Genomic DNA, 20,418 nt, shown 5'->3' with positions numbered 1-20,418 from the left:
TGATCGACCAAGGTTGCTCTGCAACCGCGTGGAGATCCTTAGCACCGACGAACGCCCCGCAGCTGTTCAAGCAGTTGCGGGGCATTCGCGCCTATACATGTTGCCCTACCGGCTACTCCAGGACCGCGTCGTCCGTCTCGGTCGTCTTTTTGTCGCGTTTCTTCGACTTGAACAGCCTTCCGACACTTCCACCCACCGAGTCGGCTGCACCTGCAAGGGCGCCGCCGACCCCCTTTACCGCAGTGAGGGCCTGGGGCTCATCCGGAATTCCATCTCCGTCAATGTCCACACTCCGAAACACGCGTGTCACCGAGCTCGCTGCGGTGGCTACGCCGGTGCCAACTGCTACTGCTCCCGTAGCGACGCCGCCTCCGACTGTGCTGGCGGTATCGGCAACCCAGTTGCCCGTCAGCTTCGCCGCGTCCTCTAACGCGGCGAGAGCTCGATTCGGCTCGGTCTCACCGTCATCGGTGTCATGGTTAGCCTTTACAGGGATGGCCAGATGAGCGGGGAACTCATCAGGGGGACCGCCAAACGCGGCCCGGGCCGCTTTGATGACCTCGCCACCGAAGACGAAGCGCGTGACGCCACCCGCCACGGCCCCGACTCCGTAATCGACCGCTGCCTGCTGTTTCCCGGTCAAATTCTCCCGCACAGGGTCGAGCTGCCCTGTTTGAATGGTCCGAACAAGACTCTGCGCTGACCCCGCGGGAAGCGTGTCCGCTAGCGTGGTTGCCCAGTGGGACCAATCCGCGCGGCCAGCAGCTACTTTTTGACCAACGCCGACGGCACCTTCTGCAGACACGCTCGCAAGATCGGTAGCCATCTTCGCGATCTGCTTCTGGCTCACACGATCATTTGTCAGGCCGTAGACAAGGGCGTGAGCCTGATCCTGATCCAGGTTCATTCCGTGGATGTCGGCGATTGCAAGTCCGAAGATCGCGGTAATCTCGAACTGCAACTGCTCATCCCCAGCCGGGAGGAGCGCGGCTACGCGCTGAGCGCCAGTTTTCGCCGTGCTGAGGGCCATGTTCTTCGCAGCCATCTTCGCTGTCTGCTTGGCCGCAACCTTCACGGCTTCCTTGGAGGCCTTCTTGGCAGCCTGTTGGCCGACGCTTTTGGCACCGGCTGCCGCGGCCCCAACGCCAGGGATCATCGCGATTCCCACATCAGCGGCGATTGCACCGGCGGAAATGAGAGCACCTGCGGTGCTAACCGAGGCCGCGTAGTGGCGCTCGAGCAAACGGATCAATTCGGCCGGTGTCGCGTCCGGACGCCGCCGGCGAAGCCGCATAACATATTTGCGCGCGATCGAGTGGCGGGCGCTGACAGCCTTGGCGATGTCACGCGCGGCGTCCTCGTCGATGAGCTCCGCCTCAAGGTTGTTGGTTTCAACTTCAGTCATCGCTAGGTCCTCTCTAGTCCTTGAGTGATGGGATTGCGACGGCTTGCTCTTCGTTGTCTTTCGAGAAAATGCATCCGGCCGCTCCGGCCGGCCCTCACGGTCCGGGAGCACTCCGTGCGCAGTCAGCGGCTTTTTAGCAACACGGACTGGTGCGTCATTGCGCCCCAGTCCGGAACATCCGCTAGTTCCGTGCAGCGCGGTAGCCAGCTGCGCTGGCTGCGGCTCCTGTCGTGAAGCACTCTTCTGGGTTCGTAATCGAGTAAGAACCGCCACCCGGAACGTGATAAATCCACTCGCCGGATGAGCTTTGGTTCCCCTTAACCGGGTAGCCCGACGGGCAGTTCCGGCTGCCCGAGCCTGCGATGCGGCCGGGCTTCTTGCCCGACTTGATGGTCAGCCACTGGGTCTTCGTAGCGGTGCGTGTGGAGGCTGATGACGGCAGGCGGTACTTTACGGTGGTCGTGACTTTGTACTTGCCCGCTTTGAGCGAAGCCAATTTCTTGTTCTTAGCCACGGTCTTGTTGCCCAGCTTGACGGTCAGGGTCTTGGCAACGACCTTCACGCCCTTGGCAGCAGTAACGTTCGGCTTGATGGTCGCCTTGCCGTTGTACGGGACCTTCTTGCCGGCGATCGCCTTCACTGCCACGGCATTGCGAACGACCAGTTTCTGGGTCTTGCTAGTGCTCTTGGAAGAGGAGTAGACCGGCTGGCCATCCTCCATGGCATAAGTCTTGTACTTTACGGCGATCTTCACCGAGTACGTGCCTGCTTTAAGCTTCGCCTTGGTCTTGTTCTTGACCACGGTCTTGTTGCCCTGCTTGACCGTCAGGACCGTTGAGGTGACGGTGATCCATCCAGCGGTGGAAAGCGCCGGCTTCACGGTTGCCGTTCCCTTGACGGGCGCCACCGGGCTAGCGATCTTCTTGATGGCTAGGCTCGTCGTGGGCGCGCGAGTCGGAACCGTTTCGTCGACGGTCATATCCGCTATGGGCGTTGTAGCTGGCAATAGTGCCGCGTGGGCGGCGGAGACCGAACCAAAGAGAAGCGAGACTGCGGCAGCTGAGGCCGCCATGCCACGCATGAACGATGCGAGTTTCAATTTCCCCAACTTTCCCGGGCTAAGCCAGGTTAATAGTTTGACGGTGATAATCGTATGCCAAGTCACAAGACGAATGCGGGTGCGCGCAGCGACAGTGCCCCAAGGCTTCGTCGAGGACGTCCGTCAGGAGCTGTTGGCCTCGAAGCCGTTCAGCTACCCCCAAGGCAGCGACATGCTCTGCTCCGCCGCCGGCGGAGTAAAGCCCGAACCTGCCGGATTTTCCGGGGGCGGCCGCCCGCGCAGCCTACATCATCATTTCCGGGGCCATATACAGCCCGGGCAGCAGCCAGGGATGGGCCGGAACGAAGCAGGCGAAGGCAATCAGCGCTGCGCCGGTCGCCCGGCTGAAGACGATTCCGTGGCGCCAGGTCTTTTCCAGCAGGACGGCGGCCGCAATGGCGGCCATCCAGGCCAGATTCATGACGCCGACGGTGATCAGCACCAGCATCAGCCCCCAACAGCAGCCCACGCAGTACAGCCCGTGGTACAGGCCCACACGCACGTCGCGGAACGCCCCCTTATAGCTGGATACATGCAGCAGGAAGGCCACCGGCGAGCGGCAGTGCCGCAGGCAGAAGTTCTTCAGCGGCGTCAGTTGGTAGATGCCCGCGGCCACCAGCAGTCCTGCACCGACCCAAGCCGCAGCCACCGGGGCATCGGTGGCCAGCGTGCCGCCCAGCAGGGACACGACGTACGCCAGGATGCCGAAGCCGGTCCAGGTGAGCAGGTATCCAGCCGCCAGAGCGGCGGTCCGGACGGCATGGACCCGGCTGCTTTGCTCCGCGCGGATGGATCTCAGGTACACGGAGAGCAGCGGGGCCAGCGACGGCAGCATCATCGCGGTCATCATCAGCGCCCAGCCAGCGAGGAAACCGGCCAGCCCCAGCCCCATAGTGCCCGGGCCCGGCGGCATCCCGGCGGCCAGTTGCACCGTGAGGAACCAGGCAATCAGGGCGCAGCCAATGAGGGCGAGCAGACCCGGACGGAAGCGTACGGCAGGAAAAACGCGACCTGGCATCCTAGGCTGACCAGGTAAAGGGGGCTGAAAAGGAGTTCTTGCCCGCGTTGTCCCAGGTCATCCCGAATACGTCGACGCGCGCGGCGGTTGCTGTGCCGGCGCCCAGCGGGTCGGCTGGGAAGCCCACGCCGCTCACCTTCACTCCTTGCCCGGTCGGGTCCAGATGCGACACGAAGTCCTCGACGGCGATGTCGACCCCGCCGCCGGCCCGGACCTGGTGCCGGCGTCCATCGTCGGAGTAGTTCATGTCGACCAGGTCCATGCCGGCCATCTCACCGATCAGCGGAGCCGCGCCCGCCATGGGTCCGCCCCGCTGGCCGCCAAAGACGGCGCCGAGGGCCTGGGCCTGTTCTTCGGACGCGGAGGCGTCCATCAGCACGCCCACCTTCCAGCCACCTTCGCTCATCACGGCCGGAGTATCGGCCACGATGCAGACGGTCAGGTTGGAGACGTCGATGCCGTCAACTTCCCCGGTATCTACGTGGAAGGCCAATGCGACCTTGCAGCGCTCGTTATCCGCAGCCGCGGTCATACCCGAAGTCGTACACGGGCAGATCATGTCACAATTGCAGTTTTCGAAGTATGTACCTTCGATGTGCCAGGACATTCGAGGCTCCCTTCAAAGAGACACCCCTCCTCGAATTGTCCTCCGCTGCAAAAAACCGGTCAACAAGCCGGTAACGGCGGTCATATCCACATTGCCGGCCGATGTACCTGGCAGCCAGAACCACCGCCGGCTTCATCTCTCGCGGCGGTCCTGGTAGAGGAGGGCCGGCATGGCCGCTACTGGATTCGCTGCGGACGTAGGGCCGGTCTGGAGCGCTCGGCAGTGATGAAGTGGACTGCGTTGTCGTACTGGTTAGAGTAGTGCGGCGTGGTCACGACGGCCTCGGGGACTGCCGCGGGGTTGGAGCCGCTCGCGTGTTGGCCCGCTTGTTTGCTGATCCCCCTGCGCTCCGCGCTGTCGATCTGGCCGACGGCTTCCAATCGCAGCCTTGCCTGCAGTCGATCGTTATGACGCAGACTTCTGCACCTTGGAGTAGAAGAACTGGAGGAGATCGGAACCGAATTCGGCGGTGAACAGGGCCGCGGTCCACCGGGTCGGTTTGGGAGCTAACAGCAGGCCGAAGACAAAGCCGCTGGCCACCCATTGGCCCAGGCAGAAAGGACACGTCAGCAGTTCGCCAATGGCCTTCCGTGGTCCGGAGCCGCGTACGCCTTCAGCCAGTTCGGCTGCCCCGCTCTGCCCTTCGAAGGTAGTAAAGGGAGCCCGCAGCGGGCTGGTCACCGGGGCCTTGGTCAGCAGGCGGGAGAGCTTGTGGGTGGCAACGGAAATAAGCGCCAGATCGCTCCACCGGGGTGTGCCCGGCAGGGTGCGGCCGGAGCGGCGGACGGCTGCTGTCCCCAATGCGAGGCCTGTGCCATGCACGCCCATCAACAACAAGAATGAGCCCAGCGGCCTGTGCTCTCCGTGGGTGTATTCGTCCTTCTCTCGCCGCAGCAGTGCCCGTAATCCCTTAGCGTTTTCCTGAGCCATGTGGTGCTTGCCTTCCGAATTGGTACGTGCGGCGAGTGTATCCGCGCCCCGGGACCGGCAACAGGGCGGGACACCGTAGGAATTGCACGACCGACGGGCAAAATCCGCCCGGTTAAGCGGAAATCGGCCCCTCCCCGGAAAGTTAAGGAGGTGCCGATTTCAGCCAGCTGGATTGCTAAGTCGAGGGCTAGAGCAGCTCGGCGCGCAGTTGAGCGGCCGACTTGGGGGAGAGCAGGCCGGGCGGGACGTCGAAGACGGTCACGGCACCGAACTGGCCTTGCTGGTTCAGTCGGTGGACCGCCCGGGCGTAGGCCACGAGGACGCTGGCGGTGAATTCCGGGTTGCTCTCCAGCGTGAGGCCGTATTCGATGACCTGCGCGTGCTCGTCGCTGGTGTTGCCGCTGCGGATGGTCATGCCGCCGTGCGGCATCGCGCTGTGGTCGCGGGCCAGTTCGTCGGCGGTGATGAAGTGGACTTCGGTGTCGTACTGGTCAAAGTAGTGCGGCATGGTCACGATGGCCTCGCGGACCGACGCAGGGTCGGCGCCGTCGGCCAGCACCACGAAGCATTCGCGGGTGTGCTTCTGCCGGGTTTCCAGTTGCGGGCGGCTGCCGTTGCGGACCTGCTCGATGGCAGGCTCCGACGGCAGCGTGTACTGGACGCCGGCGGCTACACCGGGAACCCGGCGGATGGCGTCGGAGTGGCCCTGGCTCAGCCCGCGGCCCCAGAACGTGTAGGTGTCGCCGTCGGGCAGCAGGGCTTCGCCTAAGACCCGGTTGATCGAAAACATGCCGGGGTCCCATCCGGCCGAAATGAGCGCGGTTTTCCCAGCAGCGCGCGCCGGGGCGTCGACGGTCTCGAAGTACTCCGGGATGCGGGCATGCGTGTCGAAGCTGTCCACCGTGTTGAAACGGGCCGCCATCACCGGCCCCTGCTGCGGCAGGTCTTCCTTGGAGCCGCCGCACAGAATCAGCACGTCGATGCGGTCCTCGTACTCGGCGAGGTCATCCATCGCGTACACAGAGGTCTCCCCGCGCAGCGTGGCCACATCCGCGGGGTTCCGCCGGGTGAAGACCCCCTCCAGCTTCATGTCAGGGTTCTTGGCCACCGCGGCCTCCACGCCGCGGCCCAGGTTTCCGTAGCCGGCAATGCCAATGCGAATCGATTCACCCAAGGGTGCGTCCTCTCGTCAGGTTCAACGGTTGTCAGGCAGTGGGTGTTAGATCCACATCGCCGGATCGATGTATTCGGCCGGGTCCACAGCAGGCTTGGTTTCGCGCTGCGGGTCCCGGTGCCGGAAGGTAGCCGGAATGCCGGTGATGATGGATTCCGGCGGGGCGTCCTTCACGACGACGGCGTTGGCCCCGATCGCGCTGTCCGCGCCGATGACCACGGGTCCCAGTACCTTGGCGCCGGCGCCAATCACCACGCGGTCGCCGATGGTGGGGTGGCGCTTGACCTTGGCCAGCGAGCGGCCGCCGAGGGTGACGCCGTGGTAGATCATCACGTCCTCGCCGATTTCGGCGGTTTCGCCGATCACCACGCCCATGCCGTGGTCGATGAAGAACCGGCGGCCGATGGTCGCGCCGGGGTGGATTTCGATGCCGGTTAGGAAACGGCCGGCCTGCGAGATCAGCCGGGCCGGCAACCGCAGCGACGGATTGGCCCACATCTTGTGGGTCAGCCGGTGGATCCAGATGGCATGCAATCCGGAGTAGGCCAGAAAATTCTCGACGCGGCCCCGGGCCGCCGGGTCGTGCGACCGGGCGGCCTCGAGGTCTTCACGCAGTCGCGCTAGGAAACCCATGTGCTCTTTCTGATCGGACATCGCGCCGGGCGGGCGGGCCGGACACTGGGCCCGCCGCAGCCCGCTTGGCGCAGGGAATGGTTAGCCGCGGATGTCGTCGTACAGGAGCGTGGAAATGTAACGCTCACCGAAGTCGGGCACCACGGCCACGATCAGCTTACCGGCGTTCTCCGGGCGCTTGGCCACTTCCAGCGCGCCCCAGACCGCCGCACCGGAGGAGATGCCGCCGAGGATGCCTTCCTTGATGCCCAGATCGCGGGCGACGGCGACCGAGGCCGACGTCGGTGCATCCAGCACTTCGTCGTAGACGCTGGTGTCCAGCACCTCCGGAATGAAGTTCGCGCCGAGGCCCTGGATCTTGTGCGGGCCGGGATTGCCGCCGGTGAGGATGGCGGAGTCTTCCGGTTCGACGGCGATGATCTGCACGCCGGGCTTGCGCTCCTTGAGCAGGCCGCCGGCGCCGGTGATGGTGCCGCCGGTGCCGATGCCGGCCACCAGGATGTCCACCTTGCCGTCGGTGTCGGCCCAGATTTCCTCGCCGGTGGTGGTGCGGTGGATCAGCGGGTTGGCCTCATTGGCGAACTGCTGCGCCCAGATGGAGTTTTCGGTGTGGGCCACGATTTCCTTGGCCTTCTCCACCGCGCCGCGCATGCCCTCGGAGCCCGGGGTCAGCACGATTTCGGCACCGAAGGCGCGCAGCATCACCCGGCGTTCGGTGGACATGGTCTCCGGCATGGTCAGGATGACCTTGTAGCCGCGGGCAGCGCCGACCATGGCCAGCGCGATGCCGGTGTTGCCGGACGTGCCCTCCACGATGGTGCCGCCCGGCTTCAGCGCTCCGGCCTTCTCGGCCGCGTCAACGATGGCCACGCCGATCCGGTCCTTCACCGAGTTGGCCGGGTTGTAGAACTCCAACTTCACGGCCACCTGGGCCGGCAGGCCTTCGGTGAGCCGGTTTAGGCGCACCAGCGGGGTGCGTCCCACAACCTGGGTGACGTCGTCGTAAATCGGTGACATGGGTGTTCCTGCCTTCTGGCCCGGAGGCCGCTACAGAGATGGGAGTAACAAAACTTCTTCAAGCCTAGTCAGGCCGCTGAACCGCCTGTTATGCGGTGAGCCATTCGGCGTAATATTTTCGGGCCTTGGCCAGCTTGGGATTGATGATCACCTGGCAGTAGCCGACGTGCGGATGCTTGGCGTAGAAGTTCTGGTGGTAATCCTCCGCCGGGTAGAACTCCGGCAGCCGGACCACTTCGGTCACGATCGGGTCCTGCCAGTCAGGCTGGGCGCGCTCAATGGCTGAAACGAAGGTCTGCTTCTGCTCGTCGTCGATGTAGAACATCGAGGAGCGGTATTGCGTGCCGACGTCGTACCCTTGGCGGTTCAACGTGGTGGGGTTATGCGAGGCGAAGAACAAACCGAGGATGACCTCCTCGGGAACCACCGCCTCGTCGAAAGTGACGGCGACAACCTCGGCATGTCCGGTGATGCCGGCGCAGACCGCCTCATAGGACGGGTTCTTCACCGAGCCGCCGGTGTAGCCGGAGACCACCTCCGTGACGCCGCGGGTCATGTTGTAGACCGCGTCCAGGCACCAGAAGCAGCCACCGCCAAGCACAAAAGTCTTCATGGGTTAAACAATGTCACGGAGCCCTGGAATGTTCCCGGGGCGTGAAGTCTTACGCTCAGAGCGTGTAGGCGGGCCGGAAACGGATGGGGTAGAAAAGGACTATGGTCGACGACGAACAGCCGCGCACCGGGGGCGACGCTCCCGCGGGATCCACAACTTCAACGGGAACCGCAACCCCGGCAGGTGCCGAGACTGCAGCGGGTACCGAAGCCCCGGCGGGTCCCGAAGCCCCGGCGGGCACTGAAGCCGGCGCTCCGGTCGAAGAGCACCCGAAGACGCCGGTCCTTGGCGATGTGCTGCTGGCGATCGAGGAACTGTGGCCCGAATCGCTGGCGGAGCAGTGGGACGCCGTCGGCCCCGTCGTCGGACGGCCGTCGGCCGACGTGCGGAAGATCCTGTTCGCCGTGGACCCCACCGCGGACGTGATCACCGAAGCCATCGAGTGGGGCGCCGACCTGCTGGTCACGCACCACCCGCTGCTGCTGAAGCCGGTCAATTCGGTGGCCACCTCCAGCTTCAAGGGCGACGCCGTGCACCGGCTGATCGAGAACGGCTGCGCCTTGGTCACCGTGCACACCAACGGGGACAGCGCCGTGGGCGGCGTCTCCGACGTGCTGGCCGATGCCCTCGGCCTGCAGGACGTGCGGCCACTGGCGCCGGCCGACAACGGTTTGCCGGAGGAAGGCATTGGCCGGGTGGGTGAGTTGGCGGAAGCCAGGACCCTGGGCGAGTTCGCCGAGCAAGTGTTCAGCATCCTGCCGGCCGTCGCCGGGGGAGTGAAGGTGGCCGGCGACCGCAACGGAATCATCCGCAGCGTGGCCGTCTGCGGAGGCGCCGGCGACTCGCTGTTCGACCAGGTCCGGGCATCCCGGGCTGACGTTTATGTCACGGCAGATCTGCGCCACCATCCGGCCTCCGAGGCCCGCGAAGGAACAGTGGACGGCCGGCCGTACCTGATCGACGTCTCGCATTTCGGCAGCGAATGGCTCTGGCTGACCCCGGCGTCGGCGGCGCTGGACAACGTCCTGACCGACCAGGGGTACACGGTGGAGGTCAAGGTCAGTCACACCAACACCGATCCGTGGGATTTCGTCCTCACGCCGGGCTAACAGCGCCGCGTCCGGACGGTAGGCTAGGACGAGGCTGAACCGCAACGGTTCCGCAGCGTGTTGAAAGGACGTACATGGCGAAGGCACCGGCTTCCGAGCAACTGAGGTTGCTCGACCTGCAGGCACTCGATGGCAAGCTCACCCAGCTGAGCCGCCGCGCTGCAGCCACTGCCAAGAACGCCGAGATCGACGCGCTGGCGCAGAAGCTGGCCGCTGCCGACTCCTCGCTGGTCGCCCTGAACACCGAGATCGCGGACACCGAGCGTGAACTGAAGCGCGCCGAAGCGGACGTGGAAACCGTCCAGTCGCGGATCGAACGCGACCAGAAGCGGCTGGATAGCGGATCGGGCACGCCCAAGGACCTCACCGCGCTGCAGCATGAACTGGTGTCGTTGAACAAGCGCCGCAGCGATCTGGAAGACGTGGAGCTGGAAGTAATGGAGCGGCTGGAGACGCTCCGGACCCGGCAAACCGAGCACCAGCAGGCCAACGACCAGCTGCGCGAGGAACTGTCCGGCCTGGAACGTACCCGCGACGACGAACTCGCCGCGATTGAAAACGAACGCGGCACGGTGTCGGCGGACCGCAAGGTACTGGCCGCCGGCTTCGAACCTGCCCTGCTGGCCGTCTATGAAAAGACCCTGGCCCACCGCGGCATCGGTGCCGCCCGCCTGTTCCACGGCAAGTCCGAGGGCTCCGGCATGCAGCTCAGCGCCGGCGACCTGGCCGACATCCGCAAGGCCGCCCCGGACGACATCGTCTTCTGCCCCGACTCCGGCTGCATCCTCATCCGCTCGGAGGAGTGGGGCAGCTAGCGGTCATCTTCGGGCCGGTCTCGCACGGAGACCGCCGCTAGCGAACTAGTTGTGTGGTTGCGGAAGCCAGCCCAGGTTTCCGAGCTTGTCCTCGATAACGCCCCGCAGGACCGCATAGCCCTCCGCGTTCAGGTGTGCACTGTTGCTGGAGAGACTGGGCGGCTTGTTGCCCCTAGCCTGTTCCAGCAGGTCCTCCGGCGTCGGTTGGATGCCTGTCATCTCCCAGATCCCCGTATGGGTCAGCAGGCGGTCCAAGTCCAGGAACCGGGGGCCGTACCGCGACTTCAGGGCATCGTTCACCCGGTCGACGCGCCGGCGCACAGGCGACGCTGCCGGTGTCCCGGTATTGACGAACTGTCCCCAGACCAGCACGTGCCCGCCGGCGTCGGAAAGCCACCCGTCAGCCGCCTCCGTCCATTCGATGATGGTGTCCGGGTCCGTCGTTGCCCGGTGGTTGCCGGTGAGGTTGTTCTTGCCAATGCTCAGGTGGCTGATGCCGTCCCGGAACAACCTGCCTTCGGCCGGGATAAACGGTGTGCCGTCACGGAACGGCGCGCGCTTGCCGGGCTCGCTCCGGCGGAAGCTGTAGCCAGGCTGAGCGCCGTGGGCCTTGGACAGCTTACCCGGGACGCCCGCAAGGGTGCCCACAGCGCTGAACGATGCAGCACCCTCGGCGCTCATCGACGGCGAGGTCAGGAGGACGGAGCCGGAGGACGGTACGGCACCGGCATCAAAGCGCGCCGGCCGGGACCCCAGCCGGGCGAGAATCTGTTCAGCGGTCTGCCCGCCGGCGCCGCCATTGAAGTACGTCATCCCGTAGGCAGAGGCCAGGGACGACAATTCCCGGAACATTCCTGCAGCTGTCGACGAACCCCAGCAGGCCATCTCCAGCGCGCCCGAGCGCAACAGGCCGGCCGTCATCGGAACCGCCGGACTGCCGGGAAGATCGGCAGCTACCGCGCAGGGGACCGCGGCCAGTACCAGGCCCAGTACGGCTCGGCGCCGGACGGGGCGCTGAATCGAGGACATCATGCCTCCCGTTCGGTCAGACCGGCAGTGGCAGTGCCCCTGTCACCGATAAATGGCGCCGTTCGAGCGCACGCCCAATATAGGCCCTCAGCACGCTGCGGATAAAGTGCAGCCGGAGCTGTTCACCTCAGCACCAGGCGGGACAGCCGCCGTCTGATCTTCCGTCGAATCTTCCGCTGCAGTTCCCTCGGCCGGAACGAACCCAAACCCCGGCGCGCCAAGGGAGCGGTGTGGTGCAGGGAGGCAGTGGTGCCTTCGGCGTCGGCTGGGTGGATGTGGACGGTTTTGCCGGTGGGGAGGGCGTAGAGTCCGCCGGCGCAGCTGAGGCTGACGGAGGCGTGGTATGTGCCCGGCGGCAGTGCCGAGATGTCGACGCCGGCGCCTTTGCGGGTGCCGAAGTGCGCGCCGGAGTAGTCGCTGAGTGCGTCGCCGAAGACGTTCGGGTCGCCGCGGAATCCGCCGGCGGCCAGGGTGAAGGCCTGGGTGCCGGCGGGTCCGTGCAGCACCAGGTAGTAGCGGGCGGCCTTGCTGTCGGGGATTTCCACGCCGCGGACGGCGAAATCCCCGTCCAGGTGGACCCGGGGGCCGCGGGCCCAGCTGGTGCGCAGCCGGAAGTAGGCCTCCTGCGGTGCGGTGCCGAGGACCGGCCGCACATCCAGCACGGCGCGGCCAGGCCGGGTGCGGAAGCGGTACAGCCGTCCGTCCAGCTGTGATTCGGTGTAGAGCGGTGTGCTGGAGGCCAGTGGCAGCTCGGCCTCCCGTCCGGGGACCGCCAGCCGCAGCCGCAGCTGGTACGTTCCCGCCGGCAGCCCGGCCAGATCAATGCCGCGTCTGTCCGGGGAGGTGAACTTCGCCAGCTTGTAGTCGCAGGCGGCTTCCTCGTAGTACCTGAACGGGATTGCCGGATCACCGGCCCCGGCCAGCGCGTGCTCCTGCCGGAGGCTGTCGCCGGACAGGACAAGTGCGGCGGCCAGCGAGGAGCGGCTTCGGATGTCGTGTCCGCGCAGGAACCCCACACCCTCCGGGAAGAACACCGACCCGGCCAGCCGCACCCCGGTGAGATTGGCGACGGCGGCGCCGGCCTCCCGCTGCCGCGACAGCAGTTCGTCGCGCGTCTGGGACGGCATCCGGTAGCCGTTGCGCACTCTGCCAAACCGCGGCGGGGTGTTGTCGGCCACGGCGGCCATGATGGAGAGCATCAGCGGCAGGTTGTAGCGGATTTCCCCGGCATGGTCCCAGACCAGGTCTGAGTCCGTCTCGATGTAGTTGAAGTTCGGGTACTTGGCGAACAGCGCTAGCGCCCGGCCGGTCTGCGCCGCGTGCGACTGGTCCTGCCGGGAGCTGAAAAGGTAGATGTTCTTGTCCGTGCCCTGGTCGGCGGCAACGGCGTCCGGAATCAGCGCGTCGAGCACTTCCTGCTCCCGGTCCCCGCCGTCCCCGGTCATGTGCGCAAAGGTCTTGGGCCGGTTCCGCCGGGTGTGCGTGCCGACGTAGATTTGCGGGGCGCAGGCGATGATATTGCCGAAGTTGTACTTGATGCCGTAATACAGTGCGGGGAAACCGCCCTTGGAAATGCCCGCCAGCGTGCACTCCTTGCGGCTCAGGCCCAGCCGCAGCAGTTCCGCGTCGATCAGCGCAATCACCGCATCCTCGACGGCGAAGTTCATGTCACGGCACAGCGTGTAGGCGGGCTGCGGCCCGAACTTGTCTTTAATCCACAGCCAGTTGGCTTGGTTCTCCTGTGTGGACTGACCGTCGAAGTCGTAAGTATCCCGCGGGCGGAGCCCCGTGAACATGACGATCAGGTGGCGCCGGTCCTGCTTGGCTTCGCGCGTCTTGTATTCCACCAGCACGCCATTGTGCAGAAAGTCGTGTTCGCTTTGAGGCATGCCGACGAAGCTACCGCGCCCGGATGAACGCTATGGAAACGTCGCCCGACGGCCGGGTGCGGGATCGAGGTTACTGCCGAACCAGCCTGCGCTTGATCCGGCGCCGGAGCGCCGTCGGCGCGAGGTGCACCATCCGCTTCCGGAACGACGCCGGTCCGGGTGCAGTTTCGTGCAGGGTGGCGCTGGTGGTGCCTTCGGCGTCGGCGGAGCGGACGTGGACGGTGTTGCCGGTGGGGAGGGTGTAGAGTCCGCCGGCGCAGCTGAGGCTGACGGAGGCGTGGTACGTGCCCGGCGGCAGTGCCGAGATGTCGACGCCGGCGCCTTTGCGGGTGCCGAAGTGCGCGCCGGAGTAGTCGCTGAGCGCGTCCCCAAAGACGTTCGGGTCGCCGCGGAATCCGCCGACGGCCAGGGTGAAGGCGTGGATGCCGGCGGGTCCGTGCAGCACCAGGTAGTAGCGGGCGGCCTTGCTGTGGGGGATTTCCACGCCGCGGACGGCGAAATCCCCGTCCAGGTGGACCCGGGGGCCGCGGGCCCAGCTGGTCCGCAGCCGAAAGTAGGCTTCCTGCGGTGCGGTGCCGAGGACCGGCCGCACATCCAGCACGGCGCCGCCGGGCCGGGTGCGGAAGCGGTACAGCCGTCCGTCCAGCTGTGACTCGGTGTAGAGCGGTGTGTTGGAAGCCAGCGGCAGCTCGGCCTCCCGGCCCGGCACCGCCAGCCGCAGCCGCAGCTGGTACGTCCCCGCCGGCAGCCCGGCCAGATCGATGCCCTGGTGCTTGCGTGAGGAGAACCGGGCCAGCCGGTAATTGCAGTAGGCATGCTGGAAGTACCGGAAGGAGATGCCCGCGTCCTCGTTCGCGCCCAGCTCAAACTCATGTCGGGAGTCTTCCCCGCTGAGCACCAGCGAGCTGGCCATCTCCGCCCACTGTCCGGTGGGGTGCCCGCGGAGGAACCCCACGCCCTCGGGGAAGAACATGGAACCGACCAGCCTCGCGCCGGTGAGATTGGCGACGGCGGCGCCGACCTCCCGCTGCCGCGCCAGCACCTCAGTGCCTAGCTGCGGTTCCATCCGGTTGCCGTTGCGCACCGAGCCGAAGCGCGGCGCAACGTTCTCTGCGAGCGCGTAGAGCGTGGCCAGGATCAGCGGCACGTTGTAGCGGGTCACATCGGTGTGCTCGTTAATCAGGTCCGAATCTGTCTCGATGTAGTTAAAGTTCGGATACTTGGCGAACATGGGCAGCGCGGGCACGATTTGCGCCGCGTGGAACTGGTCCCGCGGGGAGCTGAACAGGTAAATGTTCTTCTCCGTCTGCACATCGGCTGCCACGGCATCAGGCAGCAGCCGGTCCAGCTCCTCCAGCTCGGCCTGCCCGCCGCCACCGGTCAGATGCGCAAAGATCTTGGGCCGGTTCCCGCGGGTATGCGTACCGACGTAGATCTGCGGGGCGCTGGCAAGGATATTGCCGAAGTTGTACTTGATGCCCAAGTAAAGCGCAGCGAACCCGCCCTTGGAAAAACCAGCCAACGTGCATTCTTCCCGAGTCAGCCCCAGCCGCTGCAGCTCTGCATCGATCAACGCGACCACTGCCTGCTCGATGGAGAAGTCCATGTGTCGGCACAAGTAGTACGCGTGCTGCCCGTCAAACTTGTCCTTGACCCAGAGCCAGTGCGCCTGGCTGTCGCTGGAAGCCCTGCCGTCAAACTCATAGCTGTCCAGCTGTCCTACGCCCGCAAACATGACGATCAGGTGCCGCCGGTCCAGCTTGGCCGTTCGCCGCTTGTACTGCACCAGCACGCCGCTGTGGACAAAATCCAGCTCTCCGTCTGCCATGCGCCCCAACGCCTCCATCAATGCTCCAAGTACTCGGTCGCACCGAAACTACGTGGCCTTGATGAACGTCAGGCAAACTCGCGGCGATCCCTGGACCGAACCCAGGCTCGGTCCTCCGGTGATCGACTCAGGGCCGCCAGGCGTGCTCACCCGGTGATCGACCAAGGGCAGCCAGGCTCGCTCACCCGGTGACCGACCAAGGGCCGCCAGGCGTGCTCACCCGCTGATCGACCAAGGGCCGCCAGGCCCGCGTGGAGATCTACTCGCTCAAAACAATGTTCAGCGCGTGCGCCTTGCGGGCCGTTCCGTCCACGAGCTCGGCCTGCCAGACTTCCTGCGCCGCCGTCAACAGCGCGGCCGGTGTCTCGGGCGCTTTGCCGCGGCGGGTCAGCAGGTGTCGGGCCAGTTCGCCGCGGGTGTGCTTGGCAAAGTGCGAGACGACTGTGCGCTTGCCGTCGCGTTCCTGGAACACGTTGACCACCACGGTGCGGGCCGGCTCCGGCGTCCAGGCCGCGGCGTAGGTGCTGGAGCGGCAGTCGACCATCAGGTGCCCCTCGGCGTGCGCGTCCAACGCTTTCGGCAGCCGCTTCTTCCAGTACGAGGCCAGCTTTCCGGTTTCCGGCAGACCCACGGCCATGGACAGCCGGTAGGCCGGGATGCTGTCCGCGAAACCGATGGCGCCCCAGAGCGCTGAGATAACGACGACGGCGGCGTCCGCCTTGCGCTTCTGCGTGGCCGTCATGGTGCGGTAACCGAGCGCGTCGTACAGCACGCCGGAGTAGACGGTGTGTGCCGGCGCGGACGGTTCGTCGTGCAGTCGGGTATTGCGCTCCACCTCAGCAGCCAACGACGCGCCGACGCCAAGCTGCGCCAGCGCGTCCGGGCTTTGGCTGATGTGCGCGAGGGCGGCCAGCACTTCCTCCCGTGCCGGATTTAGCTCCGGGAACTGCAGGTCCTGCAGTTCGAACGGACGTCCCTTGGCGGCAGCGGTTTTTCCTTCGGAAGGCGGGAGCAGAATCAGCACCGTAGCAGCCTACCGTCGGACGACGCCGCCGCACGAAAGGCGGGAGCACCACCGTCGTCATGCTGGGAAACCGGCAGAAGCCGCAAGATTACTGGCTGCGGGGGAGCAGGCCGTATCCTGAAGGCGGGACGGGTTGGCTGGGCGATCGCGTCGGACGGGTCTGTGAAGGTTCGTCTGCCGAGGAAAGTCCGGGCTCCGCAGGGCAGGGTGGTGGGTAACGCCCACTCGGGGAAACCCGCAGGCTAGTGCCACAGAAAACAGACCGCCAGGGCTGCCTCGTGCAGCACCTGGTAAGGGTGAAACGGCGGTGTAAGAGACCACCAGCGCGCCGGGCGACCGGGGCGGCTAGGTAAACCCCACCCGGAGCAAGGCCAGACAGGGCACGATCGAGGGCTGCTCGCCCGAGTGTCCGGGTAGGCCGCTTGAGGGCACCGGCAACGGTGCTCCTAGATGGATGATCGCACCCGGCGGCGGGCAACTGCCGCAGGTGACAGAACCCGGCTTATAGGCCAACCCGTCCCCCCTGTTTCCGCCCCCGAGCGTGACTGAAACGCTGATTCAGACGGAAGCAGTCCCGCCGGGTTGGGGTGGCCGACGGGACCGCTTCACTGCGGAACTCCGCAGCAGTGTAGGGGGCTGCGGCGGACTTCGCTACGGCACAGTCTCGCTGTCTTTTATCGCAGTAGGTACCCCCCAAAGTTGGTTAGAGCCATGACGGCATGCCTGAGGTATCAAATGCTGCTCTGCGCTTGATTTCCCGTTCCCTCCGGAGGCAGAGGTTCATTGATGGCAAGCGCAGCGGAAGAAGTTCATCACCTTCTGACGGCGTCAGCGTCTCGGTCGATAGGTATCAACAAGTCGACCGAATGGTGTCAACGCGCGAACGTTAGTAGGGGATTCACATCAGGGCAATTCATCACGGCTCCAAGGGGCTAATGCGCACCGCCGGAACACTTCTGACGTTCGTGGTCCTCATGGGCGCGAGTTTGCCTGCTGTCGCAGCATCCCAGGGTCCAGACAAAACAGTCGCAGAGTCCACAGCAACAGCAAATGGTCGCGAGCAGGCGGGGAATGCCGGATCCGCTCCGCAAACCACTTCGAACCCCGAGGAGGCTCCCGGTTCTTCACAGAGTGGTGAAGATGCAGCCTCAACGCCCGCTAGCCCACAAACCGAACCTACCGCGCCGACCTCCTCAGAAGCCCCTGTAAGTCGTGACCTGCCATCCAACGGCCCGGACAGCGACACCGCAACCGCGGAGCTTCCTGACAACGCGTCAAAACCTCAGCAGGACGAAGCACAGCAAAAGCCGGAGCCTACGCAACCACCGAAGCCTAAGACGCTCACTCTGGCTGAGCCGCAGAAAGATTCGCAACCCGTATCCGAAATACCCGCCGCTGGGCGCACGGCAATAGAAAAGCGGGCCGCGGCACTGGGCCTCGTCGCCGTTGATGATCTTAAATGCGGTCTCGCGGGTAATGGCTGCGTACGGACATATGAGTCGGGTCGCAGAGACGCCAAGAGGTTTGTTATCTACTGGACAGCAAAGACTGGCGCACATGCCGTCGACCTTGGTCACCCGATATACATGGTTTTCAAGGAATCGAACTGGGGAGCCGGCCGGTACGGCTACCCGATCGGAGCAATGAAGGTCTATTCGGACGGAAGTGCCCTCCAGCCGTTCGATAAGGGCACCATTAAGTACTCACCACCTAGAGTCGAAGCTGGCAAGAAGGCATTGGACGCGAAAGCGCGTTTTCTCAAGCTCAGTGCCATCGGTGGCTATAACTGCACGATCGCAGGCGGAGGATGCACCAGGAACTACAAGACCGCCCAGGGCGATCGCTTTGCGGTCTACTGGAAGTCGGGAGCAAAGGCGTGGGGCGTTCAACGCAGTCATCCAATTGGCAAGAAATTTAGTCAGGCCGGCTATCAAGGCGGCAGGCTGAGTTACCCCGTGACCGACATGTACTGCAACGGTTCGGGCAACTGTATTCAGAAGTTCGAGACCGGACATGTGGTCTACTCGCCGGCCACGGGGGCTCAAATAGTGTCCGGCCAGTTCCTCGTGCAGTGGAACAAAGAGGGAAGCTATAAGGGCAAGCTGGGCTATCCTCTGCAGCCCGCTAAATCACGCAGCGGTAAGGCGACCCAGGTCTTCCAAGGCGGTTCCCTCGTTGCACAGACCTCTGGTGCGGCGGTTTTTCCCAAGAATGAGTGCTGGGCGTTAGGTGCAGGGATGACACGGTACAAGCATTCTTATGCAGACCGTGTCTCCCTCACCATTGCCGAGAAGTACGGGACGTACAAGGCCAGTTTTATCAACTGCGTCCGGGTAGGGGCCGTTTACAAGCAGGAATGGAAAACGAGTAAAGCGACAGTGGGTCTCAAAGGGTTTAAGAAACCGGGTGTAGCTTCCGGGCACACCATGCACCGCTGGTCCCCGCAAGGCAGTTTCACTGTCCACGAAGCTTTCGGCGAGGGAAACCCCGGCACCGACCTCATGTACAAGAAATTGAACCAGAATTCCAGGTGGTCCGGCACACTCGGTTCTTCCTACAACAAGTACTACGAAGCCCGGTCCGTCGGCTACGAACGCTGGCCGGACGAGAACATGTGGTTCTACATGCGCCTTCCCAGCGGCGATTACCGCCAGGGCGCCGTGATCGACTACAACCGGGGACCGGGACAGAAGATCAAGCAGGGGGCGGGTTTCGCCATCTTCCTGCATGCCAACCCCGTGCCGACCGCCGGCTGCATCGCACTGGACCTGAAAAACGTCGCCCGCTACTTGAAGACGGCAGACCCGGGTGACCGGATCATCATGGGTGTCAGGAACGACATCTTCAAAGCCTGACCGTTGCGGGCGACGCGCGGTGCTTCCCAGATGGGAACACCGTCCGCCCGACGGCCATCAAGGAGTGGGAAAGCGGGCCTGCCGTTATGGTCTTGTAACGTATTGGCATGACTTCCCAAGCGTCGCAGCGAGACCTTCGACTTGATACGGCCAAGGGACTGCTGATCTTTGCGGTGGTGCTAGGCCACTTCCTCGAAGAAATCGGCTCCTGGAAGGCGGACGGCACTCGGCTGGCGCTTACGGGCATTTATATGTTCCACATGCCTGCATTTGTCTTTCTGGCCGGAGTGACCGCCAAGACAAGCCGGCTGGGCCAACGCATTGGAACGTTCGCTGTCATTCTGGTGGCGTTTCAGACCTTGTACTTTGTCTTCGTCAGCGTGCTGGGCATCGACCGGAACTTTTCCATCGAGAGGCCGTTTTGGATTCTCTGGTTCCTGCTCGGGATGATGTGGTGGCTCTTGCTGCTCCCGGTCGTTACGAGGTTTCCCAAGGCGGCTATTGCCCTGTCCGTAGTTATCGCACTGGTCGTCGGCGCCTTGGACTCGGTCGGCTACACGTTGTCGCTCTCGCGGGCTTTGGTTTTCTTGCCGTTTTTTGTGCTGGGTGCCACTTATGGAAAGCGCATTGTTCGTGCAGTGGGGGAGGCGACCTGGGTGTGGAAAGTCACTGCTCTTGTTGCTGCTTTGGCTGGCTGGCTGCTGGTCTACAGCCAAGACATCCCGCACCAGTGGCTGTATGGCTCTTTCAGTTTCGACAGGCTTGACGTTCCAGATGTCTTGGGTCTGGGCACTAGAGCGGCGCTGCTCCTGATTGCAGCGGTAGCGATCAGTGCGCTGCTCTGCATTGCACCCAACCGGCAGGGGTTCATTGCCCACCTCGGCCGGCACAGCCTTGCGATCTACGTCCTTCACGGGTTCGTTGTCCTTGCCGCGGCGGAGGTGTTGCCTCCCCTCCAGGAGCTGTGGGGGAGTGCAGGAGTCCTCGCGCTGGGGCTAGCGCTGGCAGCGGTCACCACACTGCTGCTGGCTCTTCCGGTCTTTGAGAACGCCATTCGGCGTGCGTCAGGCCAGATAGTGAGGAGCTACTCGGCGGCGGTTGCAGAGCCGAGCGGCGAACGGGTCAATGCTCGCTAACGTGAGGCAGTTCACCTGTAGGCGTACGCCGATGCTGTCAGCAGTCCCTAGAATGGTTAGCAGGTAGGTGTGTCCGACGCCGCTTGAACAAGCGGCCACGGTGCGCAGACCTCAAAGCTTCCCGCCGGCAGTTGGCGGTGGCGTGCCGTTGAAACGGACAGTATTGTCTGGCGAAAGCGGCGTCGTCGTGAAAATCCACGGCGGTTGACAACCGGGCTCGAGGGAGAACCCGGCTGA

At 64.6% G+C, this 20,418-nt stretch carries 17 protein-coding genes and 1 other RNA gene; 5 read left to right on the top strand and 13 right to left on the bottom strand.

Annotated elements, in window-relative coordinates; genetic code table 11:
• Positions 1-112 precede the first annotated feature (112 nt).
• The 9 genes from AC5RWX_RS07380 to msrA all read right to left on the bottom strand — a co-directional run bounded on the left by AC5RWX_RS07380 (position 113) and on the right by msrA (position 8,496).
• A complete protein-coding gene (locus tag AC5RWX_RS07380) occupies positions 113-1,405 on the bottom strand; it encodes a hypothetical protein (protein WP_493943322.1) in 1,293 nt (430 codons plus the stop codon).
• Between the two features lie 181 nt (positions 1,406-1,586).
• A complete protein-coding gene (locus AC5RWX_RS07375; RefSeq protein WP_494097157.1) occupies positions 1,587-2,570 on the bottom strand; it encodes a sunset domain-containing protein in 984 nt (327 codons plus the stop codon).
• Between the two features lie 178 nt (positions 2,571-2,748).
• Positions 2,749-3,522 (bottom strand): DUF2182 domain-containing protein, encoded by a 774-nt coding sequence (locus AC5RWX_RS07370; RefSeq protein ID WP_493943320.1) that lies wholly within the window; start codon positions 3,520-3,522, stop codon positions 2,749-2,751.
• 1 nt (position 3,523) lies between these two features.
• Positions 3,524-4,129 (bottom strand): DUF1326 domain-containing protein, encoded by a 606-nt coding sequence (locus AC5RWX_RS07365; RefSeq protein ID WP_493943319.1) that lies wholly within the window; start codon positions 4,127-4,129, stop codon positions 3,524-3,526.
• A 405-nt stretch (positions 4,130-4,534) separates the two neighbouring features.
• Entirely contained in the window at positions 4,535-5,059 is a 525-nt protein-coding gene (locus AC5RWX_RS07360) for a DUF1360 domain-containing protein (RefSeq protein WP_493943318.1), read from the bottom strand.
• A 187-nt stretch (positions 5,060-5,246) separates the two neighbouring features.
• On the bottom strand, positions 5,247-6,233 hold the full coding sequence (locus AC5RWX_RS07355) for a diaminopimelate dehydrogenase (protein ID WP_493943317.1): 987 nt from the start codon (positions 6,231-6,233) through the stop codon (positions 5,247-5,249).
• 45 nt (positions 6,234-6,278) lie between these two features.
• Entirely contained in the window at positions 6,279-6,866 is a 588-nt protein-coding gene (gene epsC, locus AC5RWX_RS07350) for a serine O-acetyltransferase EpsC (protein WP_136786967.1), read from the bottom strand.
• 81 nt (positions 6,867-6,947) lie between these two features.
• Positions 6,948-7,883: a cysteine synthase A gene (gene cysK / locus AC5RWX_RS07345; RefSeq protein WP_493942044.1), complete on the bottom strand. Its 936-nt coding sequence runs from the start codon at positions 7,881-7,883 to the stop codon at positions 6,948-6,950.
• 88 nt (positions 7,884-7,971) lie between these two features.
• The gene (gene msrA / locus AC5RWX_RS07340; protein ID WP_493943316.1) at positions 7,972-8,496 is read right to left on the bottom strand and encodes a peptide-methionine (S)-S-oxide reductase MsrA; all 525 of its coding nucleotides are present in this window, start codon (positions 8,494-8,496) and stop codon (positions 7,972-7,974) included.
• A 101-nt stretch (positions 8,497-8,597) separates the two neighbouring features.
• Between msrA and AC5RWX_RS07335 the strand changes: the two genes are divergently transcribed.
• A complete protein-coding gene (locus AC5RWX_RS07335; RefSeq protein WP_494076961.1) occupies positions 8,598-9,605 on the top strand; it encodes a Nif3-like dinuclear metal center hexameric protein in 1,008 nt (335 codons plus the stop codon).
• Positions 9,606-9,679: 74 nt separating this feature from the next.
• Positions 9,680-10,420 (top strand): zinc ribbon domain-containing protein, encoded by a 741-nt coding sequence (locus tag AC5RWX_RS07330; protein WP_493942047.1) that lies wholly within the window; start codon positions 9,680-9,682, stop codon positions 10,418-10,420.
• A 45-nt stretch (positions 10,421-10,465) separates the two neighbouring features.
• Here the strand turns inward: AC5RWX_RS07330 and AC5RWX_RS07325 are convergent, their stop codons facing one another.
• The 4 genes from AC5RWX_RS07325 to AC5RWX_RS07310 form a co-directional block, all read right to left on the bottom strand.
• Positions 10,466-11,449, bottom strand: coding sequence for an SGNH/GDSL hydrolase family protein (locus AC5RWX_RS07325; RefSeq protein ID WP_494097156.1), 984 nt, complete (start codon positions 11,447-11,449; stop codon positions 10,466-10,468).
• Between the two features lie 122 nt (positions 11,450-11,571).
• Positions 11,572-13,338: an accessory Sec system protein Asp2 gene (locus tag AC5RWX_RS07320; protein WP_494097155.1), complete on the bottom strand. Its 1,767-nt coding sequence runs from the start codon at positions 13,336-13,338 to the stop codon at positions 11,572-11,574.
• Positions 13,339-13,408: 70 nt separating this feature from the next.
• Entirely contained in the window at positions 13,409-15,166 is a 1,758-nt protein-coding gene (locus tag AC5RWX_RS07315) for a hypothetical protein (protein WP_494097154.1), read from the bottom strand.
• Between the two features lie 259 nt (positions 15,167-15,425).
• Positions 15,426-16,190, bottom strand: a complete 765-nt coding sequence (locus AC5RWX_RS07310) for a YaaA family protein (RefSeq protein ID WP_494097153.1) — start codon at positions 16,188-16,190, stop codon at positions 15,426-15,428.
• A 129-nt stretch (positions 16,191-16,319) separates the two neighbouring features.
• On the opposite strand from AC5RWX_RS07310, the gene rnpB reads away from it, so the two are divergent.
• From rnpB to AC5RWX_RS07295, 3 genes are all read left to right on the top strand, one after another.
• Positions 16,320-16,711: RNase P RNA component class A (gene rnpB, locus AC5RWX_RS07305), an RNA gene on the top strand.
• A 414-nt stretch (positions 16,712-17,125) separates the two neighbouring features.
• Positions 17,126-19,045 carry a L,D-transpeptidase family protein gene (locus AC5RWX_RS07300; protein ID WP_494097152.1) on the top strand — a complete coding sequence of 640 codons (1,920 nt, stop codon included), beginning with the start codon at positions 17,126-17,128 and terminating at the stop codon, positions 19,043-19,045.
• Between the two features lie 107 nt (positions 19,046-19,152).
• A complete protein-coding gene (locus AC5RWX_RS07295; protein ID WP_494076956.1) occupies positions 19,153-20,181 on the top strand; it encodes an acyltransferase family protein in 1,029 nt (342 codons plus the stop codon).
• Positions 20,182-20,418: the final 237 nt, after the last annotated feature.

The sequence above is a fragment of the Arthrobacter sp. SPT-J7 genome, from assembly GCF_059089965.1.
This window is presented reverse-complemented; position numbering and strand designations above follow the sequence as displayed.